The sequence below is a fragment of the Leptolyngbya sp. PCC 6406 genome (genome assembly GCF_000332095.2).
In the GTDB taxonomy this organism is placed as follows: domain Bacteria; phylum Cyanobacteriota; class Cyanobacteriia; order Phormidesmidales; family Phormidesmidaceae; genus PCC-6406.
The window spans coordinates 4,466,723-4,492,747 of sequence record NZ_KI913949.1; the positions used below are offsets into that span (position 1 = coordinate 4,466,723).

Genomic DNA, 26,025 nt, shown 5'->3' on the forward strand with positions numbered 1-26,025 from the left:
ATTCCTGCTGTCAAAGTGAGATCTCTCGGAGTAAGGGAGATAGCCTTGAAGAAAATCTATGAAAGGACTGAGATGGATCGACAAAAATGGAGGCATCCAGTGCTTCGGTCCCCATCCTCTAGATTTTCTCGGGTTACTTTAGGGCAACGGTCATCATGGTCCAGCTCATGGGGCATCAATTGGGTTCTAGTCTCCCCACCATTGAGGTATCTCCCAACAGTTTCAAAGACTGTTTGCGGGCGTGGCTGACAGTGGTACGAGACCAACACCTACCTGCTCAAATCTGGGTTAAACTTCCCAGCAGCGGAGCTTGGCTAGAGGAATTCCAGCAATTCTGTGAGGCGATCACGCCAAGGTCGAGGGTCTATCTGCTGACTCGACAATCGTTGTCCCTAGGAGACTGGGGGATGTCGGTACCCTTACCCAGGAATCGCCCCCTCCGGGGGGAGTACGGCATGTTGATGGTGGGGCCAACCCTGGGAGCCATGGTGCTGGCCAAACGCCACTATCGGGAGGATCGAAGTACCCCAGTACCCCTGAACCCTGACAGTCCTGATGAAGTTAGCTCCTCGCGATCGCAGGTAAGTTTGTCCACCACAGTTCAGCCCGCTGCCCTCCAGGGGGCCTTGGATGAGCTTCGCCAGTGGGTTCGCCAGAGTGGGGCTGAGCATCCCGACCGTAGTGATTTAGCTGAGTTACTCACGGACTGGGATCAGCGCTTTGCCTTACCCCTCACCCTTGATGCTGGGGTCGTGGATGCCCTAATGGGCCATATTTGGCAGCAACAAGACCAAAATCGGCGACAGATTAAAGCCCTACGCCACAAGGCCATGACGGCCACCAACCTCTCCACCCAAAATGAAGCCCTGATGAATACCCTACGGATTAAGGATGACTTCCTTAACTCCGTTGGCCAAGAACTGCGAGCTCCCCTGACCACGATCAAAACTGCCCTGCCGCTCTTGGGGAACACGACGCTTAAGCCCTCGTCGCGCCAACGCTATCTAGACATGATTAGCCGCGAGTGCGATCGCCAGAGCACCTTGATTAATGGCGTCCTGGATCTCCTCCAAATCGAAATGAGTGTGGCCACCATTACCCCCGGCCCCGTCCAACTATTTGATGTGGTGCCGGGAGTGGTCAGCACCTACCAACCCCTAGCAGAGGAAAAGGGGGTACGTTTGGCCTATACCATCTCTGATACGCTGCCGTCCGTAGCCTGTCCCGAAAGCTGGCTGCGGCAAATCATGATTCATCTGCTGCACAACAGCATTAAATACACCAACTCGGGTGGCGAAGTCTGGGTGACTGCGGGCAAGGAGGGGACAGACTGGGTCACCCTGACGGTACGGGACACGGGGGCAGGCATCGCACTCCAGGAAATACCCCTAGTCTTCAAGCATTTTTATCGAGGCCGCCATCCCCAAGCAGAAGAAGGGGCTGGGCTGGGGCTAACGATTGTGCAGCAACTGCTCCTTTACTGCGGAGGCCAGATTCGGGTAGAGAGTCAGCCCGGTACGGGAACCCTGTTCCGCATTCTTCTCCCTACCGCCATGGTGGAGGAAGCGCCCTAAATCTCGCGGGTTTCCAGCGGCAAAAACACCGTTAGCACCTCCCCTTGTGGGGGACGCTGACGCACGATCAGCTTGCCCCCTAGGGCTTGAAACAAAGTTTTGGTCACATCTAGGTTGAGGCTGACACCGCCTGTGTCGGGAGCCACGCTTAAGAGCTGCCCTAGGGAACGGAGGGGTGGACGCTGGCTCTGGGAATTTCCATCCAGGGGGGGGCTGCCCTCCGTGGGCTGGGATTCAAACTGGAGCTTCAATTGCGGCCCTGCCAGGGTAACCCGCATCTGAATCTGGCTTTGGGCCGGGAGCCCCTGGGTAAACCATTCCACCACCCCCGTGAGAACTTGGTGCAGCAGGGTGGGGTCGCTAGTCACGCGGGGTAGGTGGGGGGGCAGGCTAACGATGAGGCTGAGGTTGCGGCGGTGGGCCTGCTGTTGCCACTGGGGTACGGCGGCTTGAAACACCTGGGCTAGGGCAATGGGGGCTAGAGGGGACTGGGCGCGATGGCCAGGGGTTGGGCGAAGACCATCGTGGGGGGTTGTGGTCAATTCCGCCGCCCGAAAAATAAGGCTGAAGCGATCAATCTGCTGGGTACATTCTTCGTCAATGCGGCGCAGGCGCTTAGCTACGTCAGCCCCCACATCTTGACGACGCAACAGCGATCGCGTCAGGGTCCGAATCGTCGTCAGAGGAGTGCGAATTTCGTGGGCCATGGCCTGAAGTAGTTCTACATCAGGGCTGAGGGGAGATGGACTAGAACGCGAGGATGAAGCCTCCGTCGTCCAGGCTAGGGTGTCGCGACTTCGACCAAAGGTGCCACTACCACCGGAGATCGGATGCCAATGGGCCAACTGCAATCCAGACTCTTGCTGAGCAGGAGCCCTGTTGCGGTGGGGTAAATGGGCCACTAGCCCCTGACTAAACTGGGCCACTAAACGATAGTCGGGGCTTACCTCGGGGTAGGTGCTGAGGTGCTGTTCTAGTTTGGGGAGGTCAGTATTGTTTAGGGCGGCTACGGCGGTGTGGATCTGGCTCCAAACCAACTGGAACACCACCGGATCAAAGCTGTACTGAAAAGCCCAGGGTCTGCCGGTGGGCTGTCCCAGGACTAGGGCCAAGCGGAAGGTAGGGGTGACTACGAGACAGAACCGCTCTGATAGCAGCGGATCCGTAGAGGCTATTGGGAGGGCTGGAATGGCGGGGGCGGGGGCGGTATGGCCGGTGTTGGCAGCAGGGAGGAGGGCTCGCCGTCCATTCAGGGCATCAACTAGGGGCTGGGGCGTTATTAACCACAGGGATAGCCGTTGGGTCAACACCGGGTCCGTAATCACAGGCAATGGCCCTGAGACCACCGTACCCACTGGGGTTGAAATGGGGGCGTTGGTCGGTCGGGGTAGCAGACTCAACATCTGGGTCAGAGCCGCGATCGCGGCCTGCCATTCCACCTCAGCAGCCTGACGGTTGCCTCGACGTTGAGAAGAAGTTCCCATTGCGATGGTCAGAGACTGGCCCAAAGGGGCCATCGCACCGTCGCCACTAGCGGCTAGCACTTGATCACTAAGGGATATATTGCGGATATCCTCCACGGTCGCCTCCCCCCGGTGTTGCAGGCAGTGCAGCACCCCTCCAGGGGAGTACCGACCCTCTATTCCTCCCCACAGTACTGGACCAGACTGCGGGAAGGTTAGGGGCAGAACCGAACGACTCAGACCGGATTCCCAACTTTTTCCCAGGTTATTCTCAGCTTGTGACCGAATTGTCCTAGTACCGCAGGGCGTAAATCAGTCCCCTATTGTCGCACCAGCCCAACCTTTTCCGGTCCCCTCTCCCCGTGGGAGAGGGCTAGGGTGAGGGGCCGAGGTGTGCCACGATGAAACGGTCACAGTATTTACGCCGCACAGGACTAGGGCCTGTGGACAAGTCATGGGAAAACCCTTGCCGGGTAGGCATGACCACGCCTACCTTACTGAATCAACCTAGGGGCTGTAACCGCTCCACAATACGGAATCTGGCTTTGATTGTCCCCAGCCCCTAGCCAAACCAACTAGAGGGCGTCTCAGAGGAGAGGGTCGGGATCCCCTGGTGTTGACATTGGTGCTGGTGCAACAAATGCTGAATTCCCTGGTGAACCAACTGCCCAATGTGGTGATGTTGCTCCAGCGAATAGCAGTGGGTTGTGGCCTGAAGGGAGCACCCTTGCTTCTCATCCATGGCAGCATACAGAGACGGCATCCGGCTGAGAACATAGGCGACTAGCTTCTGCCGCCAATCGTTGCTACCGAAGATAGCTTGGTGGGGCTGCATCGGATACTGGCCCAAAACCTCCTCAATTTTTTCATCGACGACCGGCAAGGCAAGATTCACAATTGTTTGAGACATGGTTCCACTCCAGTTTTATAGGTTCACTCCCGTCGGGCTCCCTGAAGGGAGTAGCGCCGAGGTCATGCGGTTGTTTCATCCAACCGATATCTAACCCAAACGTGCCCAGCTCTTCCCAGAGGCCAAATTTAGCAAAAAAAGAAAATTGAATTACTTTCGTGGCAATTTTTGGTCCCTAGAACTGCCTCAAAAGCCAAGACTAATACATGGGGCTGTATGAAGAGCTGGGAAGATAGGGATCAGAGTTAAATGGTCTAGATCGTAAGCAATTCAATCAAATATCCATCTTGAATTTATTGATTCTCCATTAGCTCTGGTGCAGACAATCTCTCAGAAAGGGCAAATCACTTTATCTTTAGAGTTCGACAAAAGCATCTATTTACGTTTTAGAAAAAATCACCGTCTTCTGCCAAAATCTTACAATAAGAGTTACGAAAATAAATATAGGGAAATCTAAGTTAAGAAGAGGGGTGGTAGGACAGAAAAATTGGTATCATTCCTGCAACAATTCCAGTCAAATACCCGGATCAAAATATGGCGATCCTGCCTCAGCTTTGAGTAAGCCTCTTCGTGGGTTGCGCTTCGCTTCTCCCACGCCATAAAGGTCTTCAAAAATCACATAGGCTTGCTAGATATGGCGATTATTCTTTGTCCGGGGAGCCATCCCAGGGGCTGGACCCACGAGTTCCTGGCCCAACTCAAGGAGGCTGCCCCTGAATTAATGTCCACCATTCGGGTTGCCCCCACCAGCCCTGGAGATGCCTGGTCCCCCTATGCGCTCCGGCGTTGGCTCCAGACCCAAGACTGGACGGAAGAGTCTCCAACTGGCCTGCGGCTATCGCCCCTGATATTTGTGGCCTTCAGTGCCGGGTGTGTTGCGGCGGCGGGAGTGGCCCACTATGGATCTGTCCAGGGTCATACCGTTGGGGCCGTGATTGCTCTGGACGGTTGGGGGGTGCCCATCGTTGGACCCTTTGCGGTCTACCGCCTCAGTCATGATTTCATTACCCATCAAACAACCCATTGGCCCAGATCTGGCCAGGGCCATTTCTATGCCGATCCCCCTGTTCCCCACCGGGATCTCTGGCGCACCCCTGCTACGGTAACGGGCTGGCAAACGCTCCAATCCCCAAATGGTCTTGATTTGAAGGATGGATCTGCTACGACTGCTTTGCAGTTTTTAGTGGATTGTCTATGGCAGATCAGGGCCAAGGTCACGACCCCGGTTCGTTAGGCAACTTTTCGGAGGAGAGAAACTGAAAATGGTCTGTAATATAAAGAGTCCTGGTTGTCCCTACGCGAGGACAAGTATTTCGGGCATGATTGAGGAATATAAATTGCCCTAGCGGGTGACCGCCACTTTTCATTCATTTACCTGTGCTTCCCCCAGTCCCATGACCTCTACTATTCCAGCCCAAAACGCCGTCCGTAAGACTGCTCCCACACCAGATCACAGCCCCGTTAAACCCGTGGTTCGGCGGGCCACCGGAGCCCATGCCCTGATTGATAGCCTCAGACGCCATGGCGTTGATCAAATTTTTGGCTATCCTGGCGGGGCAATTCTGCCCATCTATGATGAGCTCTATCGGGCTGAAGCTGAGGGTGGCCTCCACCATGTTTTGGTGCGCCATGAGCAGGGCGCATCCCACGCGGCGGATGGTTATGCTCGGGCGACAGGGAAGGTAGGGGTGTGCTTTGGCACCTCAGGGCCGGGGGCCACGAACCTGGTTACAGGGATTGCCACCGCTTCTATGGACTCGATTCCCATGGTGGTGATTACGGGACAGGTAGCCTTAGCGTCCATTGGCAGTGATGCTTTTCAGGAAACCGATATCTTTGGTATTACCCTGCCCATCGTCAAGCATTCCTACGTGGTGCGCGATCCGCGCCAAATGGCCCGCATTGTGGCAGAAGCTTTTTACATTGCCCAGACGGGACGCCCTGGCCCAGTACTGATCGATGTACCCAAGGATGTGGGGTTAGCGGAATTTGATTACGAACCCGTAGAGCCGGGGCAGGTCCATTTGCCCGGTTATAAGCCTACGGTCAAGGGCAACCCTCGCCAGATTAGTCATGCCATTCGGCTGATCCGGGCGGCCAGCCAGCCCCTGCTCTATGTGGGGGGTGGGGCAATTACGGCGGGTGCCCATGGGGAAATTCAGCAACTGGCGGAGCATTTCCAGATTCCGGTCACCACTACCCTGATGGGGAAGGGGGCCTTTGATGAACACCATGACCTGGCGCTGGGGATGCTAGGGATGCATGGTACGGCCTATGCCAACTTTGCGGTCAGTGAATGCGATTTGTTGATCGCGGTGGGAGCCCGCTTTGATGATCGGGTGACGGGCAAGTTGGATGAATTTGCCTCCCGAGCACGGGTGATTCACATTGATATTGACCCGGCGGAGGTGGGTAAGAATCGGGCTCCCGAGGTGCCCATTGTCGGAGATGTGCGGTTGGTGGTGCAGGAGTTGCTGCGTCGCCTAGAAGCGGATGGTCGCTCGGTGGACTTGACCCATACCCAGGCTTGGCGCGATCGCATTCGCCACTGGAAACAGGACTATCCGCTGACGGTGCCCCACTATGACAACATCTTGGCTCCCCAGGAGGTGATTGTGGAACTGGGGCGTCAGGCTCCCCAGGCGTACTACACCACGGATGTGGGCCAGCACCAGATGTGGTCTGCCCAGTTCTTGAAGACCGGCCCCCGCCGTTGGATTTCCAGCGCAGGGCTCGGCACCATGGGCTACGGCATGCCTGCCGCCATGGGAGTGCAGGTGGCATTGCCGGGGGAAACGGTGATTTGCATTAGCGGCGACGCCAGCTTCCAGATGAATCTCCAGGAGTTGGGGACTCTGGCCCAATATGGCATCAACGTTAAAACGGTGATCATTAATAACGGCTGGCAGGGAATGGTACGCCAGTGGCAACAGGCGTTCTATGGGGAGCGCTATTCCTCCTCCAACATGGAGATTGGGATGCCGGACTTTGAACTGCTGGCCCAAGCCTATGGTGTCAAGGGAATGGTAGTGCGCGATCGCGCTGACCTGAGTCTAGCGGTGTCTACTATGCTGGCCCACGATGGCCCGGTACTGATGGATGTGCAGGTGCGCCGGGATGAAAATTGCTATCCCATGGTGGCCCCCGGCAAGAGCAATGCCCAGATGTTGGGGCTGCCCGAGAAGGTCCAGAGTGCTCAAGGTGCTCAGGTGATCTCTTGTAGTAACTGCGGTACCGAAAATGCTGTCAGCCATGCTTTTTGCCCCGTTTGTGGGACAAAACTGTAGGCCAAACCTGTAGACAGTGAGAGGGCAAACGCACGGTAATGGTTGCTGAGATTAAGGCGGCGCGCTAGCATTGCCCATAATTTCTGGAGTACCCCCATAGCAGTCGCCAGTCCGCTCAATCCAGTCCGCCCACGGTAGGGGCGCACGGCTGTGCGCCCTCAGGGATGTACGTCATCCCTGAGGGCGCACTACGGATGTCGCTATAGCTTCTGGGATGCTCATAATTTCTGGAATTTTCTGGAGTATTGTATGCCCGCTGCAATCAAGTCCAAGGGAACGGTACCAGACCAACGGCGTCGGTCTCGTCGAGAGCCGCGTTCTGCGGCAACCGTCATGCCCTTGGGACCACAGCGCCGACCACAGCGCGGGTACCTCCGTCGCCAAGGAGCCCCGATTCTCACGACCATTGAGGCGCTACCTCGACCCCGGTCTCCCCTGTGGCTGAAGGCGCTGATGGGGGGACAGGCGTTATCGGTGGTGATGGCGGCAGGGCTAGTGGGGGCAACCTTTGTAGCCTATGGCATGACGGTGCGCGCCGATCGCCAACTGGGGGCTACGACCCGCTACCTCCAGCAACTCCAGCGCCAGGAACAACAGCTCACGACGGGCAAGGCGGTGCTTAAGCATCACCTTGCCCAGCAGGTGACCTCGGGGAGTTTAACGGCTCAAACCGGAGGGGTAATTTTTCTGGAGCCGGATGCGGTACCGGAGGAACCGGCGACTTCTCGCACACCTCCATCCCGCGCAACATCCCCCATCCCCCTTCGGCCTCTAGGCTACTAGGATGATCCCCTATGGCCTCCTTCTTGAAATCCTCTGCAACCCGCTGGACTCGGGGTGACCGTGCAGGCGGCCCGCCGCGATCGCGGCGGGGTACGCCCCCATCCCGTGTTCCTGGCCGGAAAACTAAGCGGCGACCTCCAGCCCTGGGTTTGCGGGCGGCCCTGATTTGGGGGCTACTCATCCTCATCGCCCTAGTTCTCGGGATTCGTCTTGCCCATCTCCAATTGATTCAGGGGCCAGAGTTACGCGATCGCGCCACCCAACAGCAGCGGCAAATAGGGGCTCCCCCCCTAGCCCGAAGTCCCATTGTGGATCGCCAGGGCAACCTATTGGCGGTGGATCGGGTGATGTATACCCTCTATGGTCACCCAGCTTTATTCCATCAGCCCCCAGGAGTAGTAGCAGCTACCCTCAGCCCCTTTCTAGAGCGGCCTGCCTCCGACCTGACGGCAAAACTGCGATCGCAAAACACTGGGGTCCGACTCGCAGACAATATTTCCGCAGAGGTGGCCCGTCGCATTCGGCAACTGCGATTAGACGGGCTAGAACTGATTCCTCAGCAGCAGCGCTTTTATCCCCAGCAGGATTCCTTTGGCCCCATTGTGGGTTTTGTCAACCTAGATGGCGAAGCTCAGACTGGCCTAGAGCTGACTCAACAGGAACGTCTAGCCATTGCCCCCGGCAAACCAACTGTCGTCGCAGGCCCCGCCCTCCCCGTTGGGAATCTGCGCCTAGACAGCCCCGCCCAACTCCAGTTGACCCTAGATACCCGCTTGCAACAGGTGGCTCAAGACGCTCTCCAGGATACCCTGGCCACCTTTGGGGCCAAACGGGGCACCGTGATGGTGATGGATGTGAACACTGGGGCGCTCCATGCCCTGGCGGTGGCTCCGTCCTTTGATCCCAATCGCTACTATGAGGCTCCCCTAGATCGCCTCAGAAACTGGGTCGTGACAGATTTCTATGAGCCTGGATCCACCTTGAAGCCGGTCAATGTTGCGATCGCGCTGGAAAGTGGAGCCATCCAGCCCAATGATGTTATCTACGATGAGGGTCGCATCCAGGTGGATGACTGGACCATCCAGAATGCTGACTATGAGTCGTCAGGAAGATCGGGTAGCCTCTCCATTACTCAGGTCATGCAATATTCCAGCAACGTGGGCATGGTCCACATCATGGAAAAAATGCCCACTGCTGACTTTTACCAATGGTTAGTAGATTTAGAGTTTGGCCAGTCCACGGGGATCGATCTTCCCGGTGAAGTGCCGGCACCGATCAAGACTCGGGAACAGTTCCTCAACAGTCGGGTTGATGCGGCCACTGTGGCCTTTGGTCAAGGGGTGGTGATGACGCCCATGAAGCTTCTGCAACTCCAAGCGACAGTCGCCAATGGGGGCCGAATGGTGACGCCCCACGTACTGCGGGGCTTGGTGAATGAAGTCGGTGACCTGCGCTGGCAGCCCCTCCGCCCTGCCCCCACCCAAGTTTTTTCTCCGGAGACCAGTGCAGCGGTGCTGGCAATGATGGAAGCGGTGGTGCGGGATGGCACCGGAAAAGCCGCTCAAATTCGTGGCTATCGCATTGCGGGCAAAACCGGGACGGCCCAAAAGGTAACGGCAGGAGGCTACTACGGCGATGGACGCATTACCAGCTTTGTCGGTATTTTGCCCGTAGAAGCCCCCCGCTTTGTAGTGTTAGCGGTAATCGATGAGCCCCAGGGGGAGAACGCCTACGGTTCAACCGTAGCCGCCCCCCTAGTTAAAAAGGTGATGGAATCCCTGGTGGTTTTAGAGGGCATTCCCCCCTCTTCGACCCAAGCCCTGGGTGGAGTCTGGGTGGTGCCGCCTACCCCATCTACCGCCGGGGGAGCACCGGATTAGTGCTCTGCGGCGTAAATACTCTGACCTTTCTATCGTGGCGCACCTCGGCCCCTCACCCTAGCCCTCTCCCACGGGGAGAGGGGACCAGAAAATGTTGGGCTGGTGCGACAATAGTGGGCTGATTTAAGCCCTGCGGGACTAGTAGGAAATAGGGTTAGAACTCCCGAGGGCCGGTATAGCCGGAGATATCGGCGAGGGCTTCTAGGCTTTGGGTGCCGCTGTAGAATTCTCCATTCACCTGCCAGGTGGGAAAGCCTTGGATTCCTGGGGTGGACTGGCAGCGCTCGACCTGGGGATTTTGACCGTCATCGGCGCATTCCACATAGGTGATGGTCTTGGCCGCTTCTTGACCAAAGAGTTGCTTTTGATCGTGGCAGTGGGGACACCACCAGGCTCCGTACATGACGGCACCGACATCGGTGAGGTACTGGGCAAGCTGTACTTGAGCCTCACTGGAGACGGTGGTGATGGGGGGACCGGCCTGTCCCGGAATGTTGCTATCGGCGCTACGGGGGCTGTTGATAGGGGCATAGATGGCCAGGGTGCCCGTGAGGGTGACCACCGCGACGATGAGCCCGGTGAAGATGAGTTGGCCGCTGTCTTCCCAATAGCGACCCGCGATCGCAAGTCCAAACATACCGCAGGCAAAGCAGGCGGAGGTGATGCAATAGATGCAGGGGGTCTTCAGGACAAAGGCCAGCAGGTACATTAAATAGCCGCTGAAGACCATCATGGCGACAGACCCCAGAAAGAGACCCAGCCAGGTCCAGCTTTCTAGGGTCTTGCGAAGATCTTTATTGCGATCGGCATCAATGGCTAGCGGAGCTAGGGCCATCGTTGCCATGCCCGCGTAGCCAAGGAAGCCAAAGATGGTGAGGGGAATGCCAAACACCATGGCATAGGGGCTGGAAAGGACGACATCACATCCTCCCGTGGGGCAGGCAGCTTCTCCCTGGCTGAGCTTCACTACCGTCAGGTAGGCAGTGCCCAGGGCTCCCATAATCGCGATCGCGCCAATTATCCAGCGTGCCCAGCGATGAATCCAGCGGGTTTCTTGACGGCGACGGGGCATAGGCCAACGAACTCCATGCAATGCAGCAAAATTCTTTCCTATTTTGCCCTATTCAGTCCCGAGTCGGCAGAGGGACTGTCTTTTCATCTCGTTTCAAGGCTTAAGCTGTCAAGTCGTGTCAGGGATTGGCCTCTGCGGTGAGGTCACCGCAGAGACAGACCAGCCTAGTGCTCGGTTAATTAATGATTGACGGGTGACTGAAATCCTGAAGTTGAGTTGGGGTTGAATTTTGAGGGTCTTCGGCCCGTCACAATTTTCCTGACGGAACACTAGGGCATCAGAGGCGGTGGGGGAACCCTGGGGAGTTTGCTGCCAGGGGACAGAACAGAATAATGGCTTTGGAACCATCGTAGTAATAGTGGTTGACAAACCCTACTTTTTTGAAGCCTACACTTTTGTAGAACTTCAGGGCTTGGTAATTGTCATCATCCAGATCCACCATCAGCCCTCGGGCCTGGATCGCTTGGGCCTGCGATCGCAACTCCTCCATCAATGCCGTAGCCACCCCTAGACGGCGGTAGCTGGGATGGACAGACAACACCTCAATCCACACCCGTCCCTCCTCCTCCAGCCCCCCCATAATCACCCCTGTCGGCAGATCCAGCTTGGGTTGGCCATAGGCCAAGAAGGCAATCACCAACCCCCGATCCAGCAAAAATGTCAACTTCTCGCGGCTGATCCATTGCTCCACATCCGCGAGACCGGGTAGGGCTGCATGGATAATCACCTCAGCATCTTGAGTGGGCTCAATGACGAAGGGCTTAGTAGTCATAAATGGAACTATCTGCTCCCAGGAAATCCTCGTGGGGACGCAGTAACACCTGGGTCTCTACCGTGCGCTGGATCCGGAAAAGAACAGAGGAGTAATTGGCCTCGGCGAGGCGAATATCGTCCCTATAGTTGACATGGACATACTTACCCCGCCGCACCCGGCTGGTTTCCACCTTGGAGTTGCGCAAAATCACATAGCTCCAGCGCTCTTGATCTGCCTCTAGGATTGCCACCCGGAGCTTTTCCAATAAATAGCGGGCTTTGAATCGCTGCGATCGCCGGTTTTCAAAATTAATCAGCCCCACGCCCCCCACCCGCAATAGGGACAAGCCTCGGGTCAGGAATAGGAAAAAAGACTCAATGGTGAAGTCCGAATCCGTGACAAAGAGATCAAACCGACTGGCGACATCATCAATTTCCCGAGGCAGCGATCGCCGTAAATCATGCTGCCATAGGGCCAGGGGCAGATTTTCCTGATCAGCAATCCCCTGGATTAAAGCACAGGTATAGGGATCCACCTCCAGCACCGTGACCTGGACTCCCCGCCGCGCCAGGGAAATGGAAACCAAGTCATCATCCCCCACCATCAGCACGTCCTGGGGATTTTCCCGCAGGATTCTTTCCACCTTTTTTAGGTGGGAACGGGGGGATAGGGGAGCCTGCCCCAGGGTGTAGTCCAGCACCCGCCGTCGGGCCAGCAGTTGAATCGTCTCTTGGTTCTCCTGAGAGCCAGGGCTTCCCGGCCCACTATGGGCCGAATACACCTCCACACCATAGGGATCAGGGACCGCAAACCCCCGCGATGGCACCCCATAGGTGGATAGGTTCAGGCCCGAATTCCCCGCTGCTGAGGGGGAGAGGCCACTGCTATCCCTGGGCTCTCCCCCAGGGCTAAAGCTGTCTGGGGAGGCAACCTGCCCCGGCATCACCCCCAGGGCCAATCGATAGAGTAGCCGGAGATTATCCAGTTGGGTAGACAGAATTTGATTGGGTAGGTACTTATCCGCGTGGGTATCCACCACCCCCAGACGGTTGTTGATGTCGTTGATGATGTAGAGGCCCTGGCGCAGCTCCAGATAGCTGCCCACCCTGGGTTCCTGGAAGAAATCAGTCGTCAACAGATCGCGGTAGGCGAGTGCCTCCGGACTCCAGGCCGACAGCGCCCGCTTGGCCAAGGCTGTGGCCGCTGGGGGACTGGCTTGGGCAAAGCGCAACACCTTGTCCACATGCCGCCGCCATAACCAGCCCTGACAGGGCAAATAACCCACCAGGGCAGCAAGGGGAAGGCCCAGCCATCCCAGGGAAGAGAATACACCGGGCAGGGTCGCCCCCCAATTGCGCTGCACCGGAAAGGAACTGTCCTGGAGGACAATTTCCTCTGACCATGAAAACTGCCCTGAGCTGGTGATGCCCTCCGCCTGCCAGTCCGATCGCAGGATGTAGCCCGTGGCCGGGTCGTAATAATTGTGCTCATCCAGAACGTTCAGCGTCCACTGGCCAGTGGAATCGTACTCAGCGTTGTTAATCGTGCGGGAAGTGGGGCTAAGCAGGGCCAGATGGAGGGCATCCACAAAGCGTAGGGGGCCGAGGCGCACGGTTTTGGGCGGCTCAACGACAAAAGTCTGCCCCAGGATGGTCAGCCGGGTTTCCAAATTAGCCAGGGCGGGCTGGATGTGGAACCAAATGTAGTCAAAGGTGTAATAGTCGAGGCCGATGTCCGGGCTGTCGTAGGTGCCCTCTAGGTAGGCGCGGGTGTTGGCATCGGTTTTGACGGTGAAGGCAAAGGTCTCGTTCATGGAGCCGCCGTCACTGTCGGAGTAGCGAAAACGGGAGGACACCTGCCAGGTGACCACATCGTTGTCGATTTGGGTGATGGTGTAGGTGCGGCGATCGCTTTCCCGCTCGGTGTAACCTTGGTAGTCTCCCGTGCGTCCCCGAAAGCGAGTCGTCGCTTGGACGGTAAAGGTGTCCCCCACCTGATAGGTATAGATCGACTCTGACAACCCTTGGGACAGGACAGGACAGCTCACCCCTAGCAGCAACACTAGGACTGCTCCCATCTGGAGCAGCCGACGAATCAGGTGCTGCATTGCTCGTTCTCCCTTGGGTTACACCAACTAGCCTAGGTGATGCACCAGAATCACCCTGGGATGCCTTGATCAAGGGTGGGGGTAGGCTGTCACTCTCACCCTTAACGGGTCTTAATTAGGGCAATCCCGATTCGAGACTTTATCATCCGGCAGGGTGATATTGCAAAAGAAGGCCGCATCTAGGTCAGCATCCCCCGTCTCCCATCCCAAGGGCTCAGGAACCACCACAGACCTATCCAGTCGGCAGTATTCTTGACCCACCGATCCCTTAATGGCCCAGGCTGAGGACGGAGCGTTCGGGGGTGGAGGCGATGACGGTATTGCGGGCTTCAATTCCTGCTTCTAGGGCTTCCATAAAGTGTCCGACTCGGGTGGGATCAATGGGCTGATTCACGTCGCCCTTGCGCTTGAGGGAACTGGCGACAATGACTCCATCTGCTGCTTGAATCAGCTTGCCGATATTTTCCCAGTCGGCTCCACTGCCAATGAAGACGGGGGTTTGTTTGGCGGCGGCTTTCGCCAGTTCTAAATCTTCCAAGCTAGGGGGGCTACCGGTGGCCCAACCGGAGAGGATGATGCCGTCGGCGAGACCCCGCTCGATGGTTTCTTGGACGGCGGTGGTGAGGTTGGGGGAGCCTAGGGGACGGGCATGTTTGACGAGGACATCTGCCAGAATTTGCACGTCACTGCCCAGTTCTCGGCGGTAGCGGAGCAGATCGTAGGCACAGCCTTCGATCAATCCTTGATCTGTGGCCATGACTCCTGTGAGGACATTGACGCGGATGAATTGGGCTCCAACACAGGTTGCGATCGCAAGGGCACTCCGGGCATCATTCCGCAGGACGTTGATGCCAATGGGCACCGTCACCAACTGCTGGAGGCGATGGACGATCAGGCTCATGGCGCTGACGACAGCGGGATCGACCCGATCCTTGGGGAAGGGAGCGTCAAAGAAGTTTTCCACGATCAGGCCACTGATGCCCCCGGATACCAGGGCGGTGGCTTCTTGTTCGGCGCGATCAATTACGATCTGGAGGTTGCCTTGCCAGCGAGGAGACGTGGGCAAGGGCAGTAGATGGACAACGCCAAGGGCGGGGACCGAGGTCTTAAAAAGGGTCGTTACACTCACGTGGATTCAAGTCTCGATGCAATGACTGGCAAGCCTGCACTGGGATGCAGACCCTCAGGGTTTGCTCCCCCTTCCAATGTACCCCAAGGGCTTCCCCTGGTTTGATCGGGGACGCGATCGCGCCCCCGATTCTCCCAAACTAACCAGATCCATGAGTCCCTAGGGATAGAGTGCTACTTAGGGAATCACATCTCAAAGAACGATGGAAGAGGAATACATTACTGCTCTGATCGCGCTCCATACGGGCCTCGACCGGCAAGGTCCAGGGGATGGAGAATTTACCCACAACCTGCTGCGGCATCTGCCTCCATTGCCATCCCGACCCCGAATTGCTGATCTCGGATGTGGTAGCGGTGCGGGGGCCTTGTTGCTGGCGGAACATTACCAAAGCCCTGTATTAGCGGTGGATTCATCTGCGGTCTTTATTCAAGAACTCAGAACCCGCGCCCATGCTGCTGGCCTAGATGCCCTGATCACGTCCATTGAAGGCGATATGGGCCAGCTAGACTGGCCGCAGGCTGGGATTGACCTGCTGTGGTCTGAGGGGGCTGCCTATAATCTAGGCTTTGAACGGGCTCTGGGCCTATGGCGACCTTTGCTGGCGGCGGGTGGTGTGGCTGTTGTCTCTGAACTCAGTTGGTTCACTACGGAGATCCCCGCACCCGCCCGCACCTATTGGCAAGCGGCCTATCCAGAAATGGAGACCGAGGCAGAAAACTGCGATCGCGCTATCAGGGCAGGCTTTCGAGTCCTAGATACGCCCAGACTACCCAGTGAGGCTTGGTGGAAAAATTACTATGACCCACTGCGATCGCGCCTAGCCACCTACCCCAAAACTGGATTAAGCCCCGTGGAGCAAACTGTCCTCCGTGATACCGAGGCAGAAATGACTCTATTCCAACAGTTCAGCCATTGTTATGGCTATACCTTCTATCTCTTGCAGGCTTCATCGCCCTAGGACACCTAGGCTGAAATGGGCTTACTATTCTGTCACACCAGCCCAACATTTTCTGGTTCCCTCTACCCCTGGCAGAGGGCAGGGCTTCGGCGTAAACCCAGCCGAACGGTGAGGAGGCCAGATGTGCCCCGATGGAACGGTTAGAGTCTTGACGCCGACCAGTACTAGGGCAGCGTCAAGCTGCGATTTGTAGGCTGGGTTAGCGCTAGCGTGACCCAGCAAAACCCTTGCCTGTGCTGGGTCTCACTTCGTTTGACCCAGCCTACATCAATCACAAATTGAAGGTTGACAGACCACTAGTGGAGCGTCAAGACTAAAATCGTGAGCGTTCTGATCCTGGACTACCTGCCATAAGGGACTCGCAAGAAAATAAGGTACCAATTGCCACCTTGCCTATTGGTGCATTGCTTCGCGTTTCGCAAGCGACATAAAAGGCGAAGCCGCGCCTTAGCGCTATGCACCCTATCAGTGCTCAACGGTTCCGGTACTTTATTTAGACACACGTCCCTAAGGGGAGCCTGGAAACAAGCTATCCACAAAATAAAGATTGACAGACCACTAGCCTTGGCCCCTAGCCTGGGATGCGGCCCTAGCGTAGGGGCCACCAAGACACCTTGTCGCGGGTGGCCCCATAGACCGCCTTGAGTCCCTCTGGATCTGCCACCCGCACCCAGTCCCCACTATTATCCCCAGTATCCACCGGAGCCAAAAGCCCCACCTGTACCATTCCCTTCAAAACCTGCTCCACGGTGCGATGGTTGAGCTGGCTAGCGCGGGCAATTAGATCCACGGGCAAGTCAAAAGCAAACAGTCCCTTCGTCTGGGGTTGATGGCCCAGGGTCCGCTCTTGATAGACTAAGGCCCGTAACAGAGAGGCAACGGCCTGGGGCGGATAGGTGCTGCAATTCAGTAGGTGATATTGGAACTTTTCCCGCAATTCAAACAATTGCCCATAGCGATCGCGGAATCCCTGATCTGCCTGGTACAGATTTTGCACCGCCGCCAAAGGGATTTTAATCACGTCGGTGGTTTTATATGCCTCCACCAAACTAGGAAAAGAGCGGCTGACCACACCATAGCTAAAGTCTAGATTTCGCATCCCAAAACAGCCGCCGGGGTAGGTGAGGGCAATGACCCGGTCTAACGGTGTGCTGCGGGTAATCACCGGACCACCGGAAACGATGGCATAGAGATAGTCCAGGGAGGTATCTGGACGAAAGGCCGTGTAGATAGGACGGCTGGAATACAGTTTTTCCTGGATCAGGCTGCCAGGGGGAACATGGACCTCTAGCAAGTCCGTCGCTATACCCCGGAACAGAAAATTACCCTCACTGAGGAGCTGAAGGGGGCTAGGCACTACTTCCTTAGCTCGTTTTGCCATACCTTAGTTCGCATGAAACCTCTCCAGTCTGTCATGAGAGACGCCCAGTGAGACGAAGACGCTGTGAGATGATGGCTGCGGTGATTGTGCAATGGTGAGTTCTCCCTCTGCCCATGATTTTGATTGACTGGTTGGTGGTGCTAGCGTACCTGATATTGACCTTAGGCTTGGGGCTATACCTGGGACGCAAGGCATCGGGATCCCTGGTGGATTTCTTTGTGTCGGGGCGATCGCTGCCCTGGTGGCTGGCGGGTACCAGCATGGCCGCTACCACCTTTTCCATTGACACCCCCCTCTACATTGCCGGGGTGGTGGGCAGTCGCGGCATCGCAGGCAACTGGGAATGGTGGAGCTTTGGCATCGCCCATGTCGTGATGATCTATGTATTTGCGCGACTCTGGCGGCGATCGGAAATTGTCACCGACGCCGAGCTAACGGAGCTGCGCTATGGCGGCAGCATGGGAGCGGTGCTGCGGGGGGTGAAAGCGTTTCTGTTTGCCGTGCCGATTAACTGCATTGGCATTGGCTACGCCATGCTGGCCATGGTCAAGGTGGTGACCGCACTGCAACTGTGGGAAAGCCTAGGGCTAGATCCCGGCCCCTATGGCAAGTTGTGGAGTGTGGTGGGCATTAGTGTCCTGGTGCTGGTATACGCAGGCTTTTCGGGACTATGGGGGGTAGTGGCCACGGACTTTTTCCAGTTCTTTTTGGGCCTATTTGGGGCGATCGTGGTGGCGGTCATTGCCGTGGCCCATGTGGGGGGCATGGGCAGCTTGGTAAGCCAGATTCAGACGGAATTTGGGGCGGAAACCCTGTCCATGGTGCCGATCCAGTTCGGCAACGGCAGTTGGATCAGTTGGAGCGAAACCGCTGGCATCACCGCCAGTACCTTCTCGGCCTACGTATTTCTGCAATGGTGGGCCTTTCGCCGCAGTGATGGCGGGGGCGAGTTTATCCAGCGGCTGGCGGCATCTAAGGATGAGGGGGAGGCGGAAAAGGCGGCTTGGTTTTTCAATATTCTCCACTACGTCATTCGTACCTGGCCCTGGATTGTGGTGGCCCTCGTAGCCCTCATCACCTTCCCGGAGTTGGAGGATCGAGAACTGGGCTATCCCCTACTCATGTTGGAGTTTTTGCCGCCGTTCTTCCTGGGTCTGGTAGTGGCATCCCTGATCGCTGCCTTTATGAGCACGGTGTCTACTTTGATCAACTGGGGGGCTTCTTATCTGACCAATGATCTCTATGGGCGCTTCATGCGACCCCAGGCCACCCAGGCGGAGTTGGTCTTAGCGGGGCGGATTGCCTCGGTGCTGGTGACAATATTGGGTGCGATCGCAGCTTTCTTCTCCCAGGATGTAACGACAGTTTTTCGTCTCGTGATTGCCATTGGTACCGGGCCGGGACTGGTGTTGATCCTGCGCTGGTTTTGGTGGCGTATCAACGCCGCTGCGGAATTAGCCGCCATGGTGACGGGGTTCATCATCGGCCTCTTTACCAGTGTGGTGCCCTTGCTAATCATTGAGGACTTTGGCCTCCGGCTGCTGGTCACCGCTGGGTTGACCACCGTCGTATGGGTAACCGTCATGTACGCCACCCCCCCCGAAAGCAATGCCACCCTAGATCGCTTCTACGCCAAGGTCCGCCCCAGTGGACCGGGCTGGAAGGCTCAGCAGTTACGGGCTCCCGATGCCGCCTGGGATGCGGTGCCCCTCCTGCTTCAGTTCCAGCAGGTCGTTGCCGCCATGGCACTTCTGTTTGGCAGTATGTTTGCCCTAGGCGGATTTTTGCTGTTGCAATCTGTGACGGGCTGGCTGGGATTGATTGTGGCGGTCGTAGGTGGGGTAGCGCTACGACGCCTACACCGCTGGACGGTGGTCCCTATGCCCCGTCCCGGCTTGGCGGATCCGGGGACATCCCAGAATGAGGAATAGGGCTGCCCTGTAGAATACGGCCCTGTAGAATACAGGTAAGGGACGTGCGTCTAAATAAAGTACCGGAACCGTTGAGCACTGGTAGGGTGCATAGCGCTAAGGCGCGGCTTCGCCTTTTATGTCGCTTGCGAAACGCGAAGCAATGCACCAATAGGCAAGGTGGCAATTGGTACCTTATTTTCTTGCGAGTCCCGAAGTGATCTCTGGCGCTATCCCTGGCATCGGCAGGCTGTGCCCGTGCATCGCTGAGATGACCACCCCCCCCAGCTTGACCCCGTTTACCCCCGTCCCTATGAGCTTTTTTCGCGCCTACATTGCCCCCTTGCTGATTGTGCTCACCTTTCTCTTTGCCATGGTGGCTGTAAGCGCCCGCAGCTTTTTACCCAGTGACATGCTGGCCCCAGCCCCCCTAGGGGAGCCCACGGCGTTGGGGGCTCCCCCAGATGCAACCCCAGCCTCCCCAGAGCTAGAGTTGCTGCCCGATGTGTCGATGTTGGTCCATGGCCAGCCAGATCTAGCCAGCTAGGCAGACTCGGACTTGGTAATAGGTAACGTCAGTTCGGGATTAGCGCCGTCACCCCGCCGGGAATTCAAAATTCCCGGCTAACAGGCTTAAGTCCATTAAAAATGGACTAGTGGGTCATTTGCTTTGAACGTGGCCATTAACTTGCTGACCCAAGCCACTGCTACCACAAGCTTTAGGAGCGTTCAAGAATGGCTATATTCATTCCGAATGACCCACTAGTACTCTGGGGCGGAAATTCTGTGACCATTTCCCCTAGGCGTTGCCTTTCTGCGGTGCATTGCTTCGCGAATGCACCCTACGAAACTATTCTGTCGCACTAGCCCAACATTTTCTGGTCCCCTCGCCCCTTGGGAGAGGGCTAGGGTGAGGGGCCGAGGTGTGCCACGATAGAACGGTCAGAGTATTTACGCCGCCCAGTACTAGGCTTCTGTTCCAGTGCCATTCCCCCGCTTGCCCAGTCCATTGCTCTGGGCCTGGTAATACTGGGCCAAATCCCCTTCCGTCCACACCTGCTCCTGCAAAAACGCCAGTACCCCTCGCTCCAAGTCACTGCTGGGCTGGGTCAGGGCAGGATGGCGCAACAACCGCTGCCCACAGCAATACAACCAATCGCGCCACGTCCCCCCCGGCCACAGCCGCAGGGTACCGTCTTTGCCCCCAGAGACAATGGCATCCCCCTGAGGGCTAAAGGCCACCGCATTGACCCCAGCCCCATGGCCCTGGAAGGGGTCGCCGATCTGCCGCCCCCCTAGATCCCATAAGCGCAGGGTGCCATCATGGCCACCAGAGATAATGGCATCTCCCTGGGGGTTAAAGGCCACTGCACCGACCCAATTCCCATGGCCCTGAAAAGGGTCGCCGATCTGTCGTCCTGTCAAGTCCCATAGCCGCAGGGTGTCATCATTGCCGCCAGAAACAATGCGATCCCCCTGGGGACTAAAAGCCACCGCCAAGACCCAATCCCCATGGCCCTGGAAAGAGTCACCAATCTGCCGCCCTCCCAAATCCCACAGCCGCAGCGTGCCGTCATCGCCCCCAGAGACAATGCGATCTCCCTGGGGACTAAAAGCCACCGCAAAGACAAAATCCCCATGGCTTTGGAAGGGGTCGCCGAGCTGCCGCCCCCCCAAATCCCATAGCCGCAGGGTACCGCCTTTGCCCCCAGAGACAATGCGATCCCCTTGGGGGCTAAAGGCCACCGCCAAAACCCAATCCCCATGGCCCTGGAAAGGGTCGCCGAGCTGCCGCCCTGCCAAATCCCACAGCCGCAGGGTACCGTCATCACCCCCAGAGACAATGCGATCCCCTTGGGGGCTAAAAGCCACCGCCAAGACCCAATCCCCGTGACCCTGGAAGGGGTCGCCGAGCTGCCGCCCTGCCAAATCCCATAGCCGCAGCGTGCCGTCATCGCCCCCAGAGACAATGCGATCCCCTTGGGGGCTAAAGGCCACCGCATTGACCAAATCCCCATGGCCCTGAAAGGGGTCGCTGAGCTGCCGCCCCGCCAAATCCCACAGCCGCAACGTGCCGTCATCGCCCCCAGAGACAATGCGATCCCCCTGGGGGTTAAAGGCCACCGCATTGACCAAATCTCCATGGCCCTGGAAGGCAGAACCAATCTGCCGCCCCCTCAGGTCCCACAGCCGCAGGGTGCCGTCTCTGCCCCCAGATAAAATGCGATCCCCTTGGGGGCTAAAGGCCACTGCCCTGACCCCGGCCCCATGGCCCTGGAAGGGGTCACCGAGCTGCCGCCCCCCCAAATCCCACAGGCGTAGGGTGTTGTCACCACCGCCAGAGGCAATGCGATCCCCCTGGGGGCTAAAGGCCACTGCTAAAACCCAATCTCCATGGCCCTGGAAGGGGTCGCCGATCTGCCACCCCCCAAGATCCCACAGGCGCAGGGTGCCATCTTTGCCGCCAGAGACAATGCGATCCCCCTGGGGGCTAAAGGCCACCGCCCTGACCCAATCCCCATGGCGGAATGGTTTGCCGATCTGCCGTCCCGTCAGATCCCACAGCCGCAGAGTGCCATCAGCCCCACCAGAGACAATGGCATCCCCTTGGGGACTAAAGGCCACCGCCCTGATCCCAGCCCCATGGCCCTGGAAGGGGTCACTGAGCTGCCGCCCTGCCAGGTCCCACAACCGCAGGGTACCGTCAGCCCCACCAGAGACAATGGCATCCCCCTGGGGGCTAAAGGTCACCGCCAAGACCCAATCCCCATGGCCCTGGAAGGAGTCACCGATCTGCCGTCCCGTCAGATCCCACAGCCGTAGAGTGCCATCAGCGCCCCCAGAAACCATTCGATCTCCGTGGGGGCTAAAGGCCACCGCATTAACCCAACCATTATGGCCCTGGAGCCGCAAGCACTCACAAGGGTGAGTCCAGGCTCGGTGCAGGGCGTCTTGGGCTGGAGCCAGGACTTGGTTTTGGAAACCCTTGAGACTGAGACCCACAGCTTGAATGGCACGCAGGGTACGCTCCAGGGGGTTGTTTCCGGGTAAGGAATTGATTCGGGTACATTCGTCTCGCAGTTGGGTTTCTGCAAGGGCGCGCTCAAGAACGGCAACGTTTTCCCGCTCTTGGTCATCGCTGAGGCGAAAAAAATCCATCAGTTCCGCCGCCAGTTTGTCTTGTTTTAGGATGGCCCAGCGCTCCCGTAGCTCCGCCAACAGCCCCCCCTGCACCAAATACGCTTCACTGCGCTGCCGTTGCTGCCACTCCTGGTAGGCATCCTTTAACCGCTGGATCAACCGCAGGCGATCGCGATCCTGCTGTCGCCACTGCTCAAACAGCGGCCATGCCCCCATCAACGCCTCATGGGCCAAGTCCACCGTTTCCCCATGGGCCACCAACAGCCGCCCCTCAATCAACACCTCCAACACCCGCTCAATCACCTCCCGCTCCTTTACCGTTGCCCCCTTCCCCAGCAAGGCTCCTCGGTCACAGCGACAGCGAGTATCGTTGCCATCCAAACTGATATAGACCAGCTCTAAACAGAGCTGCCGACACCACGCTTGCTCCAGCTCGGTGTTTAATGCCTGGTCATAGAGCGCATCTGCCCGCTGCCGCAGCGCCCCCCGCAAGCCTCCCATAGCGGTGTAGGCCGCCAGGGTCAACTGCCGCCTGCCCTGATCTCGCTGCTGCCACAGCTCCGTCAGGGCAAACTCCAGCAAAGGTAAACAATGGGTCTCCTGAGCCACATCACGCTGCATCACTTCTAGCAGCCCCGGCTCTAGGTCATAACCCTGCTTCTGAGCAGGGCATACAATGGCATCCCGCAGTCCCTCTGGCTCCAGCGGCCCCAACCATACCGCATTGTCCTGAATCACCCGGATCAAGGGGTTGCTCCCCAACCATGCCGTGACAAAATCCGATCGCATCGTCGTCACTACCTGAAACGCCATCCCCGGCTGCTGTCCCAACTGGGTCAACAGGTGAATAAACTCCTGGCGTTGCTCCTGGTTGGTGCAGACCGTAAACACCTCCTCAAACTGATCCACCACCAGCACATAGCGCTCTCCTGGGGGTAAGAGCGCTACCACATCCGCCACTGCCCTCCGCTCTAGTGCTCTGTACACTGAGCCAATGGTGAACTTGTCAAACACGGGCAGAAAACAACGCTTCAACTCCGCCAGGGGTTCCGGCCCTGGCTTCATTGGCCCCAATACCAGCCCCCCCACCGCCTGCACCCAGAGCACCACCCCGGCCCGCACGACCGACGACTTGCCACTGCCCGATGGCCCAATCACCGGCACAAAGTTGGCCTGCTCTAGCCGCCGCACCACTCGCCCCACCTCTGCCTCACGACCAAAGAAAAATGCCCGCGTCTCCGGGGTAAAAGCATTCAATCCCTGATAGGGGCACCGTTCGCTCACGGTGGGGGCAAGCCGCTGCTGAGCCAGCCGCAGCACCATCACATCCTGCCCAGAATGGAGCAAAATCGGCTCTTGACCTACCCCCTTCAACCCGGTCTTAATGCCCTGAAACAGTCTTAATGCCGTAATCTCGCCCCTGTCCGGTTCTGCCTGCAATCCCTGCACTAGGGCGGTGGTAAACAGACTGTGGGAATCTTGGTGCTCTGCATAGGCTTGCTCAAATCCGCGACAGGCGGCAATCAGGCAATAGTTGCGGTCCCGAAATGCGTCCAACCCCGCTTTCACCAGCCCGTCCTCGATGAAATAGCCCCCGTGGCAACAATCCAGCAACATCACCAAGCTGCTGGCCTTACTCCGCCCCACCAGTTTGTTTAAGCGTTTAAAGGACAATCCCCGCCGCTGGCTGAGTATGGCGTCGCCATCCATCTCCACCTGGCAATCCCCGGTGGCCAAATACCCCTCCCGGTCATCCGCCGTCTCCCCCGCCATGAAGCCATGGCCGGTGAAATAAATCAGCACCTCACTGCGATCGGCCCGCTTTTCTAACAGGGTCACCAGGGCATCGTTTAAAACTTCAAACGTCACCCCGTCCGGCACCGTGCTGTGATTCAGCAGGTGAATATGATCAAAGTCTCCCTGCTGCTTCAGCAGGTCGTGGACCGTCTGGGCGTCCCCCTCCGGCTTGGAAAGATTCTGGAGAACGTGATAGTGACCAATGCCAACAATCAGAGCGTAACGGGGCATAACAGTCTCGTCTGGGGTCCCCCCCGCAGGAGCGAAGCGCCAAAGGCTTGCCTTACGATACCCTCAGATTCCACTGTCATGAGTGATCACCCACTTCCAGGCTATTTCCAGCAAGGTAATCAGCCGTTTCATTCAGGTCTTGGCTGGCAAGCAATAGTGATGGCTTGATTGAGTAGGGTTGACGTGGTCATGCCTACCCTGCAAAGGTTTCCTCGTTAATCGTCCATACGCCCTAGTGCGGTATGCCCCGAAATATTCAGTGGGGGCACTAACTGGATTTTATGGCCGGATTTTATTGGTAGAGTGGTTAGGATTGCAAGCAAAAATCAAGAATACTAGAAATTATGAAAGTACAAATAATCATTTTTGATGGGTTTGATGAGCTTGACGCGATCGCTCCGCTTGAGGTTTTGCGAAGTGCGGCGGAAATTGGTGCTGACATACAAGCAGAACTCGTGACTCTAGATAGCTCTACGGAAATTGTTGCCGCTCACGGATTGCGAGTTCAACCTGATGCCAAACTTGGGATCGATCAGAAATCAGATATTTTGATAGTACCAGGGGGAGGTTGGGGGAATCGGGCTACACAAGGAGCATGGGCTGAAGCGCAACGAGGTGAGATACCAAAAGCAATTTCTCGGTTGCATCAAAGTGGCACAACAATAGCGTCAGTTTGTACAGGTGCCATGTTAGTTGCAGAGACAGGGCTTCTAAAAGGTCGCCCAGCAATTACACATCATGTTGCTATAGAAGAGTTGAGAGCTAGTGGGGCAGAAATTATCAATGCTCGTGTTGTAGACGATGGCGATATTGTTACCGCAGGAGGTGTCACGTCTGGTTTGGATTTAACGCTGTGGCTCATAGAACGGTATTTTGGTCCTCAAATTGTCTATGAGGTAGAGAAAGAAATGGAGCATGAACGTCGCGGTACAGTGTGGCGACGGTGAGCTCACGCCGAAGCCCTAGCCCAAGGGGAGAAAGGACCAGAAAATGTTGGGCTGACGCGACAATAGTGAGCTGATTTACGCCCTGCGGTACTAGGCTAGTTGACTTAAACCTGGCCCAAGTCTAAGAAGTAGAGTTTCCCCGATGGGGAAACTCCAGATTTCGAGCTGGACTTGGTATAGCTATAATTGATGGAGTGCGATCACGATCAATATGCGCATGATCAATATACGGTTGTTTAAGACACAGGATGTTGAACAAATAGCACAGTTGTTTCATGACACAGTTCGTGAAGTCAATGTCCGCGATTACTCAAGCAATCAGGTTAGGGCTTGGGCACCCGATGATATCCACTTTAGAAACTGGTTAGAAGTGTGTTCGAACCGATTCACCTATGTTGCTGCTGCTGATGATGGGACAATTGCTGGGTTTGGAGAGTTGGAGGCGAATGGTCATATCGGCTGCTTTTACTGCCACAAAAACTATCAACGTTGCGGCTTAGGCAGACAAATCTATCAGGCAATTGAGGCAAAGGCAGTTGAGTTATCAGTGAGTCGGTTGTTTACTGAGGCAAGCATTACCGCAAAGCCCTTTTTCCAGCGCATGGGGTTTTTGGTTATCAAAGAGCAGGAGGTGACTTGTCGGGGCAAAACGTTAATCAACTATGCAATGGAAAAGCTCCTGTAGAATAAATGAACAAGCT

18 protein-coding genes are annotated in these 26,025 nt (G+C 57.0%); 10 read left to right on the forward strand and 8 right to left on the reverse strand.

What is annotated here, in order from left to right:
• The first annotated feature begins 155 nt into the window (after positions 1 to 155).
• On the forward strand, positions 156 to 1,574 hold the full coding sequence (locus LEP6406_RS30555; RefSeq protein ID WP_008310254.1) for an ATP-binding protein: 1,419 nt from the start codon (positions 156 to 158) through the stop codon (positions 1,572 to 1,574).
• Here the strand turns inward: LEP6406_RS30555 and LEP6406_RS28990 are convergent.
• Together LEP6406_RS28990 and LEP6406_RS28995 are read right to left on the reverse strand one after the other, a co-directional pair.
• Positions 1,571 to 3,190: a sensor histidine kinase gene (locus LEP6406_RS28990; RefSeq protein ID WP_081748116.1), complete on the reverse strand. Its 1,620-nt coding sequence runs from the start codon at positions 3,188 to 3,190 to the stop codon at positions 1,571 to 1,573. The two genes, LEP6406_RS30555 and LEP6406_RS28990, sit on opposite strands and share 4 nt — an antisense overlap.
• 409 nt (positions 3,191 to 3,599) lie before the next feature.
• The gene (locus tag LEP6406_RS28995) at positions 3,600 to 3,947 is read right to left on the reverse strand and encodes a late competence development ComFB family protein (protein WP_008310251.1); all 348 of its coding nucleotides are present in this window, start codon (positions 3,945 to 3,947) and stop codon (positions 3,600 to 3,602) included.
• Positions 3,948 to 4,581: 634 nt separating this feature from the next.
• Here LEP6406_RS28995 and LEP6406_RS0219875 point away from each other — a divergent pair.
• The 4 genes from LEP6406_RS0219875 to LEP6406_RS0219890 all read left to right on the forward strand — a co-directional run bounded on the left by LEP6406_RS0219875 (position 4,582) and on the right by LEP6406_RS0219890 (position 9,897).
• The gene (locus LEP6406_RS0219875; RefSeq protein WP_008310250.1) at positions 4,582 to 5,181 is read left to right on the forward strand and encodes a hypothetical protein; all 600 of its coding nucleotides are present in this window, start codon (positions 4,582 to 4,584) and stop codon (positions 5,179 to 5,181) included.
• Between the two features lie 160 nt (positions 5,182 to 5,341).
• Complete coding sequence (gene ilvB / locus LEP6406_RS0219880; RefSeq protein WP_008310248.1) at positions 5,342 to 7,234, forward strand: biosynthetic-type acetolactate synthase large subunit; 1,893 nt, start codon at positions 5,342 to 5,344, stop codon at positions 7,232 to 7,234.
• 249 nt (positions 7,235 to 7,483) lie between these two features.
• The gene (locus LEP6406_RS30560) at positions 7,484 to 8,017 is read left to right on the forward strand and encodes a hypothetical protein (RefSeq protein WP_008310244.1); all 534 of its coding nucleotides are present in this window, start codon (positions 7,484 to 7,486) and stop codon (positions 8,015 to 8,017) included.
• An 11-nt stretch (positions 8,018 to 8,028) separates the two neighbouring features.
• Positions 8,029 to 9,897 (forward strand): peptidoglycan D,D-transpeptidase FtsI family protein, encoded by a 1,869-nt coding sequence (locus LEP6406_RS0219890; RefSeq protein ID WP_008310242.1) that lies wholly within the window; start codon positions 8,029 to 8,031, stop codon positions 9,895 to 9,897.
• Positions 9,898 to 10,051: 154 nt separating this feature from the next.
• Here the strand turns inward: LEP6406_RS0219890 and LEP6406_RS0219895 are convergent, their stop codons facing one another.
• The 4 genes from LEP6406_RS0219895 to btpA form a co-directional block, all read right to left on the reverse strand.
• Entirely contained in the window at positions 10,052 to 10,969 is a 918-nt protein-coding gene (locus LEP6406_RS0219895) for a vitamin K epoxide reductase family protein (RefSeq protein ID WP_008310240.1), read from the reverse strand.
• A gap of 277 nt (positions 10,970 to 11,246) precedes the next feature.
• Complete coding sequence (locus LEP6406_RS0219900; protein ID WP_008310239.1) at positions 11,247 to 11,741, reverse strand: GNAT family N-acetyltransferase; 495 nt, start codon at positions 11,739 to 11,741, stop codon at positions 11,247 to 11,249.
• Complete coding sequence (locus LEP6406_RS0219905) at positions 11,731 to 13,830, reverse strand: bis-aminopropyl spermidine synthase family protein (RefSeq protein ID WP_008310237.1); 2,100 nt, start codon at positions 13,828 to 13,830, stop codon at positions 11,731 to 11,733. The genes LEP6406_RS0219900 and LEP6406_RS0219905 overlap by 11 nt, the downstream gene beginning before the upstream one ends.
• Positions 13,831 to 14,098: 268 nt before the next feature.
• A complete protein-coding gene (gene btpA, locus LEP6406_RS0219915; RefSeq protein ID WP_008310235.1) occupies positions 14,099 to 14,959 on the reverse strand; it encodes a photosystem I biogenesis protein BtpA in 861 nt (286 codons plus the stop codon).
• A gap of 202 nt (positions 14,960 to 15,161) precedes the next feature.
• Here btpA and LEP6406_RS0219920 point away from each other — a divergent pair, with 202 nt between their 5' ends.
• Positions 15,162 to 15,917: an SAM-dependent methyltransferase gene (locus tag LEP6406_RS0219920; RefSeq protein ID WP_008310233.1), complete on the forward strand. Its 756-nt coding sequence runs from the start codon at positions 15,162 to 15,164 to the stop codon at positions 15,915 to 15,917.
• Positions 15,918 to 16,506: 589 nt separating this feature from the next.
• Here the strand turns inward: LEP6406_RS0219920 and LEP6406_RS0219925 are convergent.
• Positions 16,507 to 17,298: a cyclic nucleotide-binding domain-containing protein gene (locus tag LEP6406_RS0219925; protein WP_008315859.1), complete on the reverse strand. Its 792-nt coding sequence runs from the start codon at positions 17,296 to 17,298 to the stop codon at positions 16,507 to 16,509.
• 113 nt (positions 17,299 to 17,411) lie between these two features.
• On the opposite strand from LEP6406_RS0219925, the gene LEP6406_RS0219930 reads away from it, so the two are divergent.
• On the forward strand, positions 17,412 to 19,229 hold the full coding sequence (locus LEP6406_RS0219930) for a sodium:solute symporter family protein (RefSeq protein WP_008315861.1): 1,818 nt from the start codon (positions 17,412 to 17,414) through the stop codon (positions 19,227 to 19,229).
• Positions 19,230 to 19,479: 250 nt separating this feature from the next.
• Positions 19,480 to 19,755 carry a hypothetical protein gene (locus tag LEP6406_RS0219935; RefSeq protein WP_263971199.1) on the forward strand — a complete coding sequence of 92 codons (276 nt, stop codon included), beginning with the start codon at positions 19,480 to 19,482 and terminating at the stop codon, positions 19,753 to 19,755.
• A gap of 419 nt (positions 19,756 to 20,174) precedes the next feature.
• Here the strand turns inward: LEP6406_RS0219935 and LEP6406_RS30565 are convergent, their stop codons facing one another.
• The gene (locus LEP6406_RS30565) at positions 20,175 to 24,377 is read right to left on the reverse strand and encodes an nSTAND1 domain-containing NTPase (protein ID WP_008312329.1); all 4,203 of its coding nucleotides are present in this window, start codon (positions 24,375 to 24,377) and stop codon (positions 20,175 to 20,177) included.
• 344 nt (positions 24,378 to 24,721) lie between these two features.
• Between LEP6406_RS30565 and LEP6406_RS0219945 the strand changes: the two genes are divergently transcribed.
• Together LEP6406_RS0219945 and LEP6406_RS0219950 are read left to right on the forward strand one after the other, a co-directional pair.
• Positions 24,722 to 25,324 carry a DJ-1/PfpI family protein gene (locus LEP6406_RS0219945; RefSeq protein ID WP_008312326.1) on the forward strand — a complete coding sequence of 201 codons (603 nt, stop codon included), beginning with the start codon at positions 24,722 to 24,724 and terminating at the stop codon, positions 25,322 to 25,324.
• Between the two features lie 211 nt (positions 25,325 to 25,535).
• Positions 25,536 to 26,009: a GNAT family N-acetyltransferase gene (locus LEP6406_RS0219950; RefSeq protein WP_008312324.1), complete on the forward strand. Its 474-nt coding sequence runs from the start codon at positions 25,536 to 25,538 to the stop codon at positions 26,007 to 26,009.
• Positions 26,010 to 26,025: the final 16 nt, after the last annotated feature.